Annotated in this window: 10 protein-coding genes; 3 read left to right on the top strand and 7 right to left on the bottom strand. The window is 59.2% G+C overall.

The features are described from left to right. Nucleotides 1–104 precede the first annotated feature (104 nt). Entirely contained in the window at nt 105–2,012 is a 1,908-nt protein-coding gene (locus HMPREF3155_RS07750; protein ID WP_070432987.1) for an FAD/NAD(P)-binding protein, read from the top strand. A gap of 163 nt (nt 2,013–2,175) precedes the next feature. Here the strand turns inward: HMPREF3155_RS07750 and HMPREF3155_RS07745 are convergent, their stop codons facing one another. After that, on the bottom strand, nt 2,176–3,327 hold the full coding sequence (locus HMPREF3155_RS07745) for a cystathionine gamma-synthase (RefSeq protein WP_070432986.1): 1,152 nt from the start codon (nt 3,325–3,327) through the stop codon (nt 2,176–2,178). 236 nt (nt 3,328–3,563) lie between these two features. Here HMPREF3155_RS07745 and HMPREF3155_RS07740 point away from each other — a divergent pair, with 236 nt between their 5' ends. Then, a complete protein-coding gene (locus HMPREF3155_RS07740) occupies nt 3,564–4,604 on the top strand; it encodes a mechanosensitive ion channel family protein (protein ID WP_083281274.1) in 1,041 nt (346 codons plus the stop codon). Between the two features lie 3 nt (nt 4,605–4,607). After that, a complete protein-coding gene (locus tag HMPREF3155_RS07735; RefSeq protein ID WP_061924226.1) occupies nt 4,608–5,003 on the top strand; it encodes a globin in 396 nt (131 codons plus the stop codon). Between the two features lie 3 nt (nt 5,004–5,006). Here HMPREF3155_RS07735 and ald read toward each other — a convergent pair whose 3' ends face one another. The 6 genes from ald to HMPREF3155_RS07705 form a co-directional block, all read right to left on the bottom strand. After that, on the bottom strand, nt 5,007–6,098 hold the full coding sequence (gene ald / locus HMPREF3155_RS07730) for an alanine dehydrogenase (protein ID WP_061924230.1): 1,092 nt from the start codon (nt 6,096–6,098) through the stop codon (nt 5,007–5,009). A 231-nt stretch (nt 6,099–6,329) separates the two neighbouring features. After that, nucleotides 6,330–6,974 carry a DUF8185 domain-containing protein gene (locus tag HMPREF3155_RS07725; RefSeq protein WP_061924233.1) on the bottom strand — a complete coding sequence of 215 codons (645 nt, stop codon included), beginning with the start codon at nt 6,972–6,974 and terminating at the stop codon, nt 6,330–6,332. A 56-nt stretch (nt 6,975–7,030) separates the two neighbouring features. Next, nucleotides 7,031–7,459 (bottom strand): acyl-CoA thioesterase, encoded by a 429-nt coding sequence (locus HMPREF3155_RS07720; protein ID WP_070432984.1) that lies wholly within the window; start codon nt 7,457–7,459, stop codon nt 7,031–7,033. Between the two features lie 29 nt (nt 7,460–7,488). Then, a complete protein-coding gene (gene ettA / locus HMPREF3155_RS07715) occupies nt 7,489–9,159 on the bottom strand; it encodes an energy-dependent translational throttle protein EttA (protein WP_061924239.1) in 1,671 nt (556 codons plus the stop codon). Between the two features lie 160 nt (nt 9,160–9,319). After that, on the bottom strand, nt 9,320–9,919 hold the full coding sequence (locus HMPREF3155_RS07710) for a single-stranded DNA-binding protein (protein WP_070432983.1): 600 nt from the start codon (nt 9,917–9,919) through the stop codon (nt 9,320–9,322). A 262-nt stretch (nt 9,920–10,181) separates the two neighbouring features. After that, a complete protein-coding gene (locus HMPREF3155_RS07705; RefSeq protein WP_070432982.1) occupies nt 10,182–12,302 on the bottom strand; it encodes a bifunctional copper resistance protein CopD/cytochrome c oxidase assembly protein in 2,121 nt (706 codons plus the stop codon). Nucleotides 12,303–12,376 lie beyond the last annotated feature (74 nt).

The raw sequence follows: 12,376 nt of genomic DNA, 5'->3' as shown, positions 1-12,376 counted from the left end.
AATTAACACAACATAGACATGTTAGTATCTATTCCATAGACAGTCCGGTCTAGAAAAATTCTCAAAACGGCGAGCCCGCAAGCTCGCCTCAAAGGATGAATTAAATGATTTCGCCAGATTCAACCCCCTCCATCGCCATCGTTGGCATGGGGCCTCGCGGCATCTCCGTGATAGAGCGGTTGGCCGCGCACCTCAATGCCCGCAGCGACTCTCCCGCCCTCGCGCTGCATCTCATCGACGACGCCCAGTTCGGCGCCGGCCGCATCTGGGACACCGAACAAACCCAGACGCTGTGCATGAATACCCTCGCCGGTGCCGTCACACTGTTCACCGAGCCTGGCTCCACCATGAGCGCCCCGGTTCTCGAGGGCCCCATTCAGTACGAGTGGATTCAGCTACTACGCGGCGAGCGCGAGGGCATCTCTCCAGAAAAGCAGGCGCTTTTCGACGCCCACCCCGTCACCATCGACGAGTCTTTCCGCACCGAAATTGAGTCCAGCCGCCCCGAGTCCAACCCTTCCCGCGCGCTCTATGGCGCTTATCTGCGCTGGGCTTTTGAGGTGGCATTGGCACAGTTGCCAGATACTGTCACCGTCTCAAATCACCCCTCCCGCGCGGTTGCTGTGCGCGAAGAAGGCACGCAGGACGTCATCGAGCTTGCCGACGGCTCTAGCGTCACCGCCGATTCCACCGTGCTGGCTTATGGCTGGCAGGTGCCGGGCCTTAACGACTCTGAGCAACACCTTACTGAGGCCACCGCCGCCTCCGACTCGCTCCACTGGGTACGCCCTAATAACCCGGTGGAACAGGACATTGCCGAAATCCCTGCCGGCCAAGAGGTCTTGGTGCGCGGCCTGGGCATGGGCTTCTTCGACATCATGGCGCTGCTGACCATCGACCGCGGCGGTGTCTTCCACGAAGACACGTCCACTCGCTCCGGCCTGCGCTATGAGCCCTCCGGCAACGAGCCGCATCTCATCGCCTCCTCGGGCCGCGGCTACCCCTATATTCCCAAGTCTGACTATCACTCACTCCCACCGCGCGCAAAACTTATGCGCTTCCGCGAACAACTCGCGAAGGTAGAAGGCGGCGAAATCGATTTCGGCCGCGACCTACTCCCCCACATCGCTCGCGATGCTTATGCCGAGTACTACGAGACACAGGCCCGCGTTAACTCTGCGGCACTGCAGGTTCCACTGGAAGAGATCATTGCGCGCATTGATGCGGCGAAACTTAATTCCCAAAACATCGTCGGCATCTCCCAGGAGCTCAATGCGGCACTCAAAGATGTTTCTGCCGAGCCGCTCGATCTCTCCCACTGGGTCAATCCGTTGGATGCTTTCACGGGTTCCACCGCAGAAGAGCTCACCGCGTACATCGCGGACAGCTTGGCGGACGATATCATCGCCGCCGATGCCGCTCAGGATTCCCCGCTGAAGTCTGCGCTGTGGGCAGCTTCCTCCGCCCGCAAGCCCTCTGCCATCGCAGGCTCTGAAGGCCGCCTGGACTGGGAATCACGCACCAGCAATTACAAAGAGTTCATGGCCTTTGGCCAGATGGTCGGCTCCGGCCCACCCCTGTTCCGCGTCCGCCAGCTACTCGCTCTCGTGGACGCTGGCGTGGTCTCCTTCTTGGGCGGCCGCCCCGCACTGAGCTGGGACGACGAATTCACGCTGACTTCCGGCCCACGCTCTGCTTCGAGCCCGTGGCTGATTGATGCGTGGATGCACTCTCCCGACGTGCGTCGCCCAGCCGACCCGCTAGCGGTATCGCTTAAGGACCGCGTTCGCCCCTTCCTGGACCATGGCAACCCCACCGGTTCCCCAGAGACCACGTGGGAGCGCAAGGTGGTTCGCCCCGACGGCAGCGTCGACCCGCGCCTGCACGTCATCGGCATCCCTACCTACTCACAGTGGCCGGATACCACCATCTCCCCGATGCCTGGCACCGACCCACTGATGCTGCAGGAGACCGACCGCACCGCCGGCTCGCTGTTAGCGGCACTTCGCTAGCGCGCCCCTGCGCCCTTTCCATCCTCACCATTTACTCAAATACCCAGGGCTGGAAACCAAGACCTCCAGTTCGACTTCGCGGCTGATGAAAAATCCAACGAGGCTATCTAGGAGGTCTGGGTGCCCAGCCCTGGGTATCTGTTCGAGTAAGGCCGCCGCCTCCCTAACCCAACGTGTCCAATGCCTGCTCGAAGTCCGCAATAAGATCGGCGATATCCTCGATGCCGACCGAGATGCGCACCAAGTCCGCAGGTGGAACCAACTCAGAGCCCGCGGCGGACACATGGGTCATATTCTGCGGATGCTCAATCAGCGATTCCACGCCGCCCAGCGACTCCGCGAGTGAGACCAGCTTCGTGTTCAGGCAAATCTGCTTTGCGTGCTCCTCGTTATGGAAGCGCACCGACATCATGCCGCCGAAGCCGCGCATTTGCCGTGCAGCCAATTCATGTCCCGGATGCGTCGGTAGCCCCGGATACAGCACCTGCTTTACTTCGGGCCGCGATTCCAAGTATTCGGCTACTGCCTGCGCATTTTCACAGTGCCTATCCATCCGCAGCCCCAACGTCTTAATGCCGCGAGCGGTGAGATATGCATCAAAGGGCGAAGACACCGCACCGACGTTGCCCTGGAAGTACAACAAGCGCTCGTCCATCTCAGCGGAATTTGTCACCACTGCTCCGCCCAACACATCAGAATGGCCGCCCAAGTATTTGGTGGTGGAATGCACCACGTGGTCCGCGCCCAGTTCAAGCGGATTCTGCAGGTATGGAGTGGCAAAGGTATTATCCACGACCACTTGGGCGCCGCTCTTGCACGCGGCAACTGCGGCGATGTCAGTGATATTCAGCGCCGGGTTGGTTGGGGTTTCCAGCCAAATCAGCTTGGTGTTTTCGCGGATGGCCCCAGCAACCGCCGCGGCGTCGGATGTATCTACGATGTCAAGCTCACTGCCCCACTGCCCATAGTCGTTGTTGAGCAGGCGATACATTCCGCCATAAGCATCATTCCCCAAGATAGCGTGGTCACCCGGGCGCAAGATAATGCGCAACAGCGTATCGATGGCTGCCATGCCAGATGAAAAAGCCCGCGCATATTGCGCATTCTCTAATGCGGCAAGCGTTAGCTCGAGCGAGCGCACCGTGGGGTTAGCCACGCGCCCGTATTCATAGCCGCCGCGCAACTGCGCCAGACCATCTTGTTGAAAGGTGGTCGAGGCATAAATCGGTACGTTGATGCTGCCCATGTGGCTATCGGGCTGGTAGCCAGCATGGATGGAGCGAGAGTGGAATCCAGAAGCACGCTTAACAGTCATGTCTAAAAATTGTAGACAAAGCTGTCCACTTTGCCCGCGGATTACTTCTTTAAATTCATTGCAGCACTTAACGCGACACTGAGCTGGAACTTTAGGAAACGCCGAGCCCGTGGTCCATGCCCAACGATTGCCCTTTACGTACCATGGTGTGGCTGCGCGTAGCAGATTTCGCTAGCCCATCGTTGCTAGCCCCGTCACCGCACGCCCTCGCACACTTTCCCCAAATAGAAAGCACTATGAGCCCTAATTTCGCACCGCATATGACGCTCGCCCAAGGCGAGACCACTCCACAAGAGGCAGTAGATAACCTCACCGGCTTGTGGGAAAACGAAACCACCCAGGCATGGCTCGTGGATAAGCCCATCCGCGTGGCTATCATCCTTCTCATCGCGCTCGTCGGCCACTGGTTGCTACGCCGCCTCATCACGAAGCTGGCAGATAACAGCATCAAAAACGGCCGCCTGAAGTCCCAGATTCGCCCGCGCCGCAAAGCTGCAAAACAGGAAACCGCACTGTCCAAATCCCACGAGGCGCGCCGCGTTTCCCGCCTGCAGACTTTGGCTAGCGTGGGCCGTTCCGCCGCGGGCATTTTCATCTGGGTCTGGGCCGTGCTCGCAATCCTGGACGAGGTCGGCGTCAACGTTGCCCCACTCGTAGCCTCCGCAGGTGTGGTCGGTGTTGCCCTTGGTTTCGGCGCTCAGTCACTGGTCAAGGACTTCCTCTCCGGCATCTTCATGTTGTTGGAGGATCAGTACGGCATCGGCGACACCATCGATTTGGGCAACGGTGTCTTCGGCGACGTTGAGTCGATTTCCCTGCGCATCACTACCGTGCGCGATATCGACGGCGCCCTGTGGTACGTCCGCAATGGCGAGATCCTGCAGGTGGCTAACCACTCCGACCACTACTCCGTGGCCCGCGTGCAGGTTCCGGTCGCGCTTTCCAACGACCCGGATAAGGCCTTTGACGTCATCTCCAAGACGGTTGAAGAAGCCGCGCTTGACGACGCCATCCGCGACGACCTCCTAGACAAGCCCGACGTCAATGGAATTTCCAGCCTCGAGGTCGACCATATGTCCTTCCGCGTCGTGGTCAAGACCTTGCCAGGAAAGCAGTGGGGCGTGCAGCGCAAACTGCAGTCGAAGATTCTCAACGCGATGCATGCCAACGACATCGATACCCCATACCCACAGGGCGTGGCCTTCTTTGACATGGACGAGGCTCCAGACGCACAGGTAGAAAGCCTCAGCCCTTCGACCCCAGGAAACGAGTCTTAAATCATGCCGTCTGAAAAGCAGCCAGCCAGCGTTTATGAGGCAATCGGCGGCATGGAGACCTTCGAAAAGTTGGTCCACGGTTTCTATGCCCAAGTCCGCAACGATGACGTCATCGGCCCGATGTACCCCGATGCCGATTGGGAGGGCGCTGAGGAGCGCCTCAAATGGTTCTTGGTTCAATACTGGGGCGGCCCGCAGCTTTTCAGCGAAAACCGCGGGCATCCGCGCCTGCGCATGCGCCATGCCCCGTATCCCGTGGACCAGAAAGCCCATGATCGCTGGTTAGAGCTCATGGGCAATTCCCTGGCGGAGATTGATGAGCAGACGATTCCGCCGGCCTATCGCCACATGATTTGGGATCACATGCAGCGCGTGGCGCAGATGCTCATCAATCGCTAGGGTTTAATCCTCCCAATTAAAGGCCCGACGCACCGGCTCAGAAATGAGCTTGCCGTCGCGGGTCATCACACCGCCGGACAAGCCTGGGAAGCGCTCGATGGCACCATCGACACCCTGCGCTGCGACTGCGCGAATATACGGCAGAGTTGCCGAGTTCAGCGCCCGCGCAGAGGTGTTGGCCACCGCGCCCGGCATGTTGGCCACGCAGTAGAACAAAGTGTCGTGAACCTTGAAGGTCGGCTCATCGTGCGAAGTCTTGCGCGAGTTCTCGAAGCAGCCACCTTGGTCAATCGCGACGTCGACAAGCACAGCTCCCGGCTTCATCTTCTTGACTGTTTCCTCGCGCACCAACTTCGGCGCAGCGGCGCCTGGCACAAGGACAGCGCCGATGACGAGATCGGCTTCTAAGAGCTCCGCCTCCAGGGTGGCTGGGTCAGAAATGAGCGTGCGGACGGTGCCCTGGTACTGCTCGTCAAAGCGCTGCAACACATGCGGATCCAGGTCCAGAACCGTCACCTCGGCGCGGAGGCCACGGGCCATCGCCACGGCCGAGGCACCGACCTGGCCACCGCCAATAACGACGACGCGGGCGGCCTGCGTGCCCGGAACACCCGACAACAGCACGCCGCGGCCGCCCTGCGTGGACAAGAGGTGATGCACGCCCTCCATCACCGCGAGACGTCCCGCCACCTGGGACATCGGAGTAAGAAGCGGCAAGGTGCCGTGGCGGTCGGTGACAGTCTCGTAGGCCACCGAAGTGGTCTTGGCTTCTACGAGGGCATCGGTAAGAGGCCGGTCCGCCGCCAGGTGCAGGTAGGTAAACACGATGAGGTCTGGGCGCAGGTAGCCATATTCGGAGGCCTGCGGCTCCTTGACCTTGACCACCATCTCCGCCTGCTCCCAAGTCTCTGCGGCGGTAGGCATGATGCGCGCACCGGCGTCCTCGTAATCGCTATCAGGGAAGGAAGCGCCCACGCCAGCGCCGGTTTCCACCAGCACCTCGTGCCCATCTTTTACGAGTGTTTGCACCGCAAGTGGGGTCAGAGCAACGCGGTTTTCGTTGTTCATAATTTCTTTAGGGACGCCAATGCGCATTCTAGAACTCCTTAAGCAAGAAAATTTTGATGGATAAACTCCTCCCCAAAGAGTAACGCACAGCACAAATGATTTCGAGTGTGATTTTCTACCACGGCTCGCGGAGGCCATAGCACACCGCTACCATCCTTAGAATGACGCAAATAAACCGTGGATTTTTCGAGCTCAGCCGCTCCTTTGGCCCACTCGGCTGGACGGCTTTCGGAGGGCCCGCGGTGCTTTTATAGCGAGTTAGAAGAGGGACAAGCGCGTCGAGCGATAAACGCTACCGAAGGGCGCGTCGACGCGTACCCACCGACCGAGGCCGGAGACACGCAGGTGGCGTGGGATATCCATGGGCGCAGCAAAACCGGGAATTAGGCCTAGGCTCGTGCAGGCAAAGATCATCCGCATGGGAATCTCAACCTCTTGCTCCGCACCACCGCTAACCGTGACCACGGTCTGATTCAACAAGCTAGCAGGCGGGCCCATCGGGCCAGAGAACTGGCGTGCTAACTGTTGGCCTTTATCCGAGAGCTCACGGACCACCTCGACGGGCAGGGTGTCGATAAGCTGAAAGCCCGTGGCTGGCGGCAGCGCACCGGGCCAAGAAGGATCGCGGGCTGGGCCTAAGTCCAGCGTCGCAGACTCAATCCCGGCGAGCACAAGCGCATCATGCAGGGTCTGCGCGGAAACCACTGCCCCATCGCGGGACACAACGGCCTCTATGCGGCGGGCGGCGACGACCTCGAACGGAGTGGTAACGAAAGCCTCGACGGTCTGGGCGTCGAATTGACGCAAGCGCACCACTGCCGAAGCATCCAACCCCACCGCACGTGCGAGAAGGGCCCGCAAACCAGGTCCACCACTTAATAATTCGAGTAATTCATGAACCATGGTCTGCGGGCCCTCCTAGACAAACTGCTCACGCATCGAGCCGGATTTGGCTCGCGCTATGCGTCCAGCTTAACCAAAGCATTCTCCGTGATGACTTTCTTTTCTTCCTCGGAGACGGGACGCGGCGCCTGCGTTACCTTATCGATGACCACCTGGGTGCAGGTGACCACGCAAGTTACGTTGCCAGCACCGTCTTTGATTTCCTGCCGGGTGGTAAACGAGGTATTGCCTAGGCGTACTACAGCAGTCTCTACGGTGACGGTGGAATTCTTTCCATCCCACTTCAGCGGGCGAACATAGTCGACGTCGAGATGACGCACGAACGCAATGAGTTCCAAACCCTGCTTGTAGAAATGGTCCATGGCAAATGCCAGGCGGGCCTCCTGCGCCAACTCGATATAGTTGGCGTTCATCATGTGGCCGTACATGTCGAAGTCCGACCACCGTACGCCTACAGAATGGGCGTGCACCTTTTCAGAAGACATTGATTCCTTTTACTAGCTAGTAGTCACTCTTATCGGGTCAGCTTGCGGTGGGTAACACGGCTCGGGCGAGCAGCGTCTTCACCTAGGCGCTCGATCTTGTTCTTTTCATAGTCACCGAAGTTGCCCTCGAACCAGAACCACTGGCCTTCTGCAACATTGCCCTCCCACGCGAGGATGTGGGTACAGGTGCGGTCCAGGAACCAGCGGTCGTGGGAAATGACCACTGCACAGCCCGGGAACTTCTCTAGAGCGTTTTCCAGGGAGCCCAGGGTCTCGACGTCCAGGTCGTTGGTTGGCTCGTCGAGGAGGATCAGGTTGCCGCCCTCTTTCAGGGTCAGCGCCAGGTTGAGGCGGTTGCGCTCACCACCGGAGAGCACCTTGGAAGGCTTCTGTTGGTCCGGGCCCTTGAAGCCGAATGCGGACAGGTATGCACGAGAAGGCATTTCGTTCTGGCCGACGTGGATGTAATCCAATCCGTCAGAAACGACCTCCCAGACGGTTGCCTCTGGGTCAATATTCTCGCGGCCCTGGTCAACGTAGGACAGCTTGACGGTCTCGCCAACCTCGACGGTGCCCTCGTCCGGCTGCTCCAGGCCAACGATGGTCTTGAACAGGGTGGACTTACCGACGCCGTTCGGACCGATGACGCCCACGATGCCGTTACGCGGCAGGGTGAAGGAGAGATCCTTGATCAGGGTGCGACCGTCGAAGCCCTTGACCAGGTTCTTGACCTCAACGACCTTGTTGCCCAGGCGTGGAGGGGTAGGAATCTGGATTTCTTCGAAGTCGAGCTTGCGGTACTGCTCAGCCTCAGCAGCCATCTCCTCGTAGCGCTGGAGACGAGCCTTGTTCTTTGCCTGACGTGCCTTGGCACCGGAACGAACCCAGGCGAGCTCTTCCTTCAGGCGCTTTTGCAGCTTCTTATCCTTGGCGCCAGCAACCTCGAGACGCTCGGCCTTCTTCTCCAGGTAGGTGGAGTAGTTGCCCTCGTATGGGTAGAGCTTGCCGCGGTCAACCTCACAGATCCAACCCGCGACGTGGTCGAGGAAGTAACGGTCGTGGGTAACGGCTAGGACGGCACCCGGGTAGTCAGCAAGGTGCTTTTCCAGCCACTCCACGGACTCGGCGTCCAGGTGGTTGGTTGGCTCGTCGAGCAGCAACAGGTCAGGCTCTGAAAGCAGCAGCTTCGCCAGCGCAACGCGGCGGCGCTCACCACCGGAAAGGTTGTTTACCGGGGCGTCGGAAGGCGGGCAGCGCAGAGCTTCCATCGCCTGCTCAATCTTGGAGTCAACCTCCCAGGCGTCGGCAGCGTCCAGCTCCTCCTGCAGCTTGCCCATTTCTTCCATGAGCTCGTCGGTGTAGTTCGTAGCCATCTCTTCCGCGATAGCTTCGAAGCGCTGCTTCTTCTCGAAGATGTCACCGAGGCCCTCTTCCACGTTGCCGCGGACCGTCTTTTCCTCGTTGAGCGGTGGCTCCTGCAGGAGGATGCCCACGGTCTTGCCCGGGTCGATGAATGCTTCACCGTTGGAAGGCTGATCAATGCCGGCCATGATCTTCAGAATGGAGGACTTACCTGCACCATTCGGGCCGACGACACCAATCTTGGCGCCTGGGTAGAAGGCCATCGTTACGTTGTCGAGAATGAGCTTCTCGCCGACTGCCTTACGCACGTTTTTCATCGTGTAGATGAATTCGCCCATGTTTCACCCTTTGCTTGAACTTAGGAATGGTTTATAACACAACAAAGAGTACATGACATGGATGTACCTAGCGCCCCGGGCTGGGATTAGCGTGTGATTTCAATCCCCCGCTTTGCACCTCCCCGGGGCGCCCAGGTCGCAGGCATCCACAAGGCGGTGCTTAGCTGCCTACCGATTGCTCGGCGGGCGCCTCGGCCTCCTCGAACGACTCCTCGGCTGCATTCGCCTTACTATGCGCAGCTTGACGGCGATCGGCTGCGGTGTCGTGCTTATCGTCATGGTCTTGGGTGCCGGCACCTGCGGCCATCGACGCCGTCCTGTCCACATCGACTTCCGGCATCGTCTCGCCCGAAGCAGGTGCCTCCAATCCGTCGGTTTCATAGACGCGCTCGAGCTTGCGGGAGGAGATAACGTAGCGGTTTAGGTCTAGGCCGACATAGAAAGCCTTGATAAAGGTGCGGAACTTATTCTGGCCATCGGGCGCCAGCCAGGAATCGGAGCAGACCGAGCCGACCACGATGACCGGCATTCCGCGGTGCAATGACTTCTTAACGTTGATCGCGAACTGACCCCACAGCTCCACGTCGATGTAGATGAGGTCGGTATCGCGCCACTCACGGACTCCGTTGTCCGCATTATCCACCGGGATGCGGCGGGAGGATGCCACGCGCAGGCGCGCCTTGTACATGTCGGTGTTGACTCTGATGAGCTCGGGTTCGTGCGTGAGATGGCCGGTGATGGTGATTGGTAGCTGAGACATGTGCTTTAGAAAATCCTTTGCTGAGCTAGCGAAACTTGTGAGTACAGGTCTTCCTGCCTCGCGGTGTTTTAAGAAGGTCGTGTAAATACCTTCCTTGCTCGAATCATCGCTAGCGTCCTAGCACTGCCACAAGGGCCGATTTTCCTAGCTGTGGATAACTTGTTGGAAGCATCAACAAAAGTTAATCCCCTGCCCGAAGCGGCAGGGGATCTATCCACAAAAAGAACTTCGCTCAGAAAAATAACCGGCTCTACTGCAACGATTACTGCTGCCGGAATCCAGTGGCGTCGCCCTCACTCATGCGGCGCAACATTTCGTTGTAATCCTCCAGCTCCGCATCGCCGTCGACCTCTGCCTTTGCATCGTGGCGGCGAGCGGTAGCACGGTCATCGCGCAGCCAGTCCAAAAAGAGTTTGCCAAAGACGATGACCAACGGGAACTGGCCAAAGCCCCACGCGATGCCGCCGCCCACGCGCTGATCCTGCAGCAAGTCCGGGTGCCACGGCAGCCCCAGCGACTCATAAAACTCCACGCCGAGCACGCTCTGCAGCTGCATCAGGTAGACGCCGGCGAAAAGGTGCAGCGGCATCGAGAAGAACAACACCAGAAGGCGCAGGTTAGTCGGCGCGCGGAACGGCAACGGATCCGGGCCGATAACCTCCCAGTAATAGATATAGCCCGAGACCAAGAAGACCCAGTTCATGATTACGTGGCCGGCATGCTCAGAAACCGCGAACTGATACAGCTCCGGATAAAGGTAGAGCACGTACAAAAAGGTCAGGAACTGAATCAGATTGACCGCCGGATGGGTAAGAAACTTCAAAAGCTTCGACTTAGTTACCGCCACCGCCAAGTCATGGACAGTGGGACGCCCCGGCGCGCCGGGCTCAAAGGCCTCCATCACCAAGGTCAGCGGTGCGCCGAGCACGAGGAAGAGCGGAACCGCCATGGAAAGGAGCATATGCCCCAGCATGTGTATGGAATAAAGCGCCGGGATATAAAGGCCGATGCCCGAGCTCATGATGAAGGTCAGGCCTAAGGCGCCCAGCATAAACCAGGTGGTTCGGACCCGCGACCAGTTAAGGCCGCGGCGGCGCAGGCGCAGCAGCGCGTAGCCATAGGCGGCAGCAAGCACGAGCCCCAAAGTGCCAAACATGAGGTCATAGCGGTACATGGTCCAGACGTTGGTCACCGTCGGGGCGTCGAGAAGCTCGTAGCCCAAGAGCACCTGCATGTTGTTCAGGTTCGGATCGCGCGGCGGCGGGGGCGGCGTGCGGCCCATGGAAATAGCCACGCCCACGGTGGCTGCCATCACGAGGATTTCCACGAATGCGACGCGGCGGAAAAGCAGCGGACGGCGCTCCAGCTGCGGCATGGTGATCTGGCGATGCGCTAGTCCAAAGACGGCAAGCAGAACAGTAAGCACCGCCTTGGTGACGATGATAAGGCCATAGCGGGTGCTAAACAGGTCTGCTAGCTCAACGCGGATGAGCGCATTAATCACGCCGGAGGCGGCCATAGCCACGATGGAGATGAAAGCAACCACCGAGTAGCGGCGCACAGCCGTAGGCATGTCTGGTCCCAGACGGCGACTATGGGCTATAAGCCCCAGCAATCCACCCACCCAAAGCACCATGAAGAAAAGGTGGAAGAGCAGGGAGTTCGTGCCGTAATCATGATCGCCGCCGGAAGCAGAGTGACCTTCCATGCCGAGGGGCACAATCTGCATGAGTGCGAAGAAAAACGCAATGGGCTGCAGGGACCATTTCTTAGAAACCAGGCCCAGCACGCCGGCAACAACCGCGAGGGCGGCTGTAACCAACCAGGCCTGGGAGGTGGAAATGCTATCCATCGCCATGCTCATCAGCTGCGGGTTGAGGACTTTGAGGAAAGGCGTGCCCGTCAGATCGGACATAACCAGCGGCACTTCCAGCAGAGATACCACTGCCACGCCAAAAGCTGCCAGGGCGCCGGCGCGGGCGGCGATGTGTCCATCGACGCTTAAGCGCGACTCAATGAGACAATCATTGTCTTTTTTAGGAATTTGCGGCGCAACGAGAAAGGCTGAAACCATGTACGAGCCCACCGACAGCGCCATTAAAATCCAGGCGACGCCGCGGAAAAATGGCAGGCCGAATGTGGTCAAACGCCCGGGATCGGGAATGCCCAATGCCGCGAGTGACTCCGCCAGAAAGAACAGGGAAATGACACCAGCAACCAGCCCTGAAACGATAAGAGCCGCGAGGTAGACCGTTGTAGCACCTTTGGCGCCACGTTTTCCACCTTTGAAAACTGTGTTCTTGGACGCAGCGCCCTGCGCCGGCGAATCCGTTGCCGAAGCCGCGCGAGCCGCTGAGCTGGCAGTTTCTTCCCGCTTTTCCATAGGCGCAGTCTACCGCCCAAACCGTCTTCTTACCTAAAACGAATAATCTTTTAAGTTCTGGCATAATTATCCCC

The organism is Corynebacterium sp. HMSC06D04 (assembly GCF_001807315.1).
GTDB classification, from domain to species: Bacteria; Actinomycetota; Actinomycetes; order Mycobacteriales; family Mycobacteriaceae; genus Corynebacterium; species Corynebacterium simulans.
This window is presented reverse-complemented; position numbering and strand designations above follow the sequence as displayed.

Excerpts from the sequence above, each read along its gene's own strand:
- HMPREF3155_RS07750 (WP_070432987.1), top strand. The coding sequence starts at position 105 with ATGATTTCGCCAGATTCAACCCCCTCCATCGCCATCGTTGGCATGGGG.
- HMPREF3155_RS07745 (WP_070432986.1), bottom strand. The coding sequence starts at position 3,327 with ATGACTGTTAAGCGTGCTTCTGGATTCCACTCTCGCTCCATCCATGCT.
- HMPREF3155_RS07740 (WP_083281274.1), top strand. The coding sequence starts at position 3,564 with ATGAGCCCTAATTTCGCACCGCATATGACGCTCGCCCAAGGCGAGACC.
- HMPREF3155_RS07735 (WP_061924226.1), top strand. The coding sequence starts at position 4,608 with ATGCCGTCTGAAAAGCAGCCAGCCAGCGTTTATGAGGCAATCGGCGGC.
- ald (WP_061924230.1), bottom strand. The coding sequence starts at position 6,098 with ATGCGCATTGGCGTCCCTAAAGAAATTATGAACAACGAAAACCGCGTT.
- HMPREF3155_RS07725 (WP_061924233.1), bottom strand. The coding sequence starts at position 6,974 with ATGGTTCATGAATTACTCGAATTATTAAGTGGTGGACCTGGTTTGCGG.
- HMPREF3155_RS07720 (WP_070432984.1), bottom strand. The coding sequence starts at position 7,459 with ATGTCTTCTGAAAAGGTGCACGCCCATTCTGTAGGCGTACGGTGGTCG.
- ettA (WP_061924239.1), bottom strand. The coding sequence starts at position 9,159 with ATGGGCGAATTCATCTACACGATGAAAAACGTGCGTAAGGCAGTCGGC.
- HMPREF3155_RS07710 (WP_070432983.1), bottom strand. The coding sequence starts at position 9,919 with ATGTCTCAGCTACCAATCACCATCACCGGCCATCTCACGCACGAACCC.
- HMPREF3155_RS07705 (WP_070432982.1), bottom strand. The coding sequence starts at position 12,302 with ATGGAAAAGCGGGAAGAAACTGCCAGCTCAGCGGCTCGCGCGGCTTCG.